General features: G+C 68.0%; 3 protein-coding genes. All 3 read left to right on the forward strand.

Annotated features, from left to right (window positions below; all coding sequences use genetic code 11):
• The first annotated feature begins 42 nt into the window (after positions 1 to 42).
• Positions 43 to 477, forward strand: coding sequence for a transposase (locus ACJ8AT_RS25680; RefSeq protein ID WP_407740493.1), 435 nt, complete (start codon positions 43 to 45; stop codon positions 475 to 477).
• On the forward strand, positions 471 to 851 hold the full coding sequence (tnpB, locus tag ACJ8AT_RS25685; protein ID WP_407740494.1) for an IS66 family insertion sequence element accessory protein TnpB: 381 nt from the start codon (positions 471 to 473) through the stop codon (positions 849 to 851). Before ACJ8AT_RS25680 ends, tnpB begins: the two co-directional genes overlap by 7 nt.
• A gap of 15 nt (positions 852 to 866) precedes the next feature.
• The coding region (locus ACJ8AT_RS25690; RefSeq protein ID WP_407740495.1) for a transposase at positions 867 to 1,742 on the forward strand (876 nt) is incomplete at its 3' end.

Raw genomic sequence — 1,742 nt, forward strand, 5'->3', positions numbered from 1 at the left:
GTATCTGTTCGCCGTGCCCCGTCGTGACGTGAGGGGTGAGGCGTGAGACGTCCAGGGCTCCACCCGGAGGAGTCGATGGAGAAGGAGTTGGAGCAGTTCCAGCAGGAAGTGCAGCGGTTGAAAGCGGGGCGGCGGGGTGGCTCGTTGCCATTCCCCGAGGCACTGAGAGCTTTCGCGGTGCGCTACTTGGAGCAGATGCAGGCGGCAGGCGGGAGTGTGGTGGAGGCGGCGGCGAAGCTGGGAGTGTCGGCGCCGACGCTGTACGAGTGGCGCAAGGGGCGCACGGCGGGCAGCACGAAGAGGAAGAAGCGCACCGAGAAGAGCGAGGTGCTGGTGCCCGTGCGAGTGAGTGAGGGGCCTGCCGAGGCCGCAGGGGTGCGGGCCGGGCCGTTGGCGGTGGTGTCGCCGAGCGGCTTTCGGGTGGAGGGGCTGAGCGTGGAGGCTGCGGCGGCGCTGCTGCGGAGGCTTGGGTGCTGACGCCCACCCGAGCCGTGCGAGTGTTCGCCTGTGCAGCGCCCGTGGACATGCGCAAGGGGTTTGATGGGCTCAGCGCCCTGGTGGAGCAGCACCTGGGCAGGCAGCTGCTCAAGGGCGATGTGTTCCTGTTCGTGGGCAAGAGCCGCCGGCGCGCCAAGGTGCTGTACTTCGATGGGACAGGGCTGGTGCTGCTCACCAAGCGCTTGTTCCAGGGCAGATTCGCCCGGCCCTGGCCGGAGAAAGACGCCACCTCGGTGGAGTTGACGGTGGCCGAGCTGTCGCTGTTCCTGGAGGGCTGCGAGCTGGCGGGACGCTGGAAGCTGTCGCCGCCGGCCTTTGAGGAGAAAACCCTGGCGGTGGGCCGCGCGCCGTAGCACCTATAGAGTCGGATGGTGCCCATCGACGAATTGCCAGACTTGGACACGGCCAAGCAGGTGGCCCGGCTGCTGGAAGCAGAGAATGTGCGGCTGCACGAGCGGCTCAAGGAGTTGGTGGCGGAGAATGCCCGGCTCAAAGGCAAGGACGCCCAGGTGTTGCTGCAACGCGAGCTGACAAAGCTTCAAGAGCAACTCGCGTTGATGCAGCAGCGCCTGTACGGGGCCTCCAGCGAGAAGCGCCCAGTGATGCCTGCGCAGCAGCGGCATGAGCGCACGCAGCCGGGCACAGGCCATGGACCACGGGCTCAGCCTGAGTTGCCGGTGCAGGAAGTGCTGCTGCCGTTGGACGAGGCCGACCAGGTGTGTGGCCTGTGTGGGGGGGCCCTGCACGAGTGGAAGGGGCAGACGGAGGACAGCGAAGAAGTCACCGTGGTGGAGCGCCAGTTTGTGCTGCGCAAGGTGCACCGCCAGAAGTACCGCTGCCCCAAGGGCTGCGCGCCGGTGACGGCGCCCGCCCCGCCGCGCCTGGTGGAGGGTGGCCGCTACTCGGTGGAGTTCGCCGTCCACGTGGCGCTGCAGAAGTATGCCTTTCACCTGCCCCTGGCCCGCCAAGAGCGCATGTTCCGGCGGGAGGGCCTGGTGGTGGAGCGCCAGACGCTGTGGGATCAGATTGAGGTGCTGGCCGACCACCTGCGCCCCAGCTATGAGGCGCTGCCAGCAGAGCTCTTCGGCTCACCGCTGGTCCACGCCGATGAGACGCACTGGTACCTGCTGGACAAGGGGCCCGGGAAGAAGTGGTACGCGTGGACGGTGGCCTCGCCCGACACGGTGTACCACCGGATTCTGCCCAGCCGCTCGGGGGCCACGGCCAAGACGGTACTCGGAGAC

The sequence above is a fragment of the Hyalangium sp. genome (genome assembly GCF_045802625.1).
Taxonomy (GTDB): domain Bacteria; phylum Myxococcota; class Myxococcia; order Myxococcales; family Myxococcaceae; genus Hyalangium.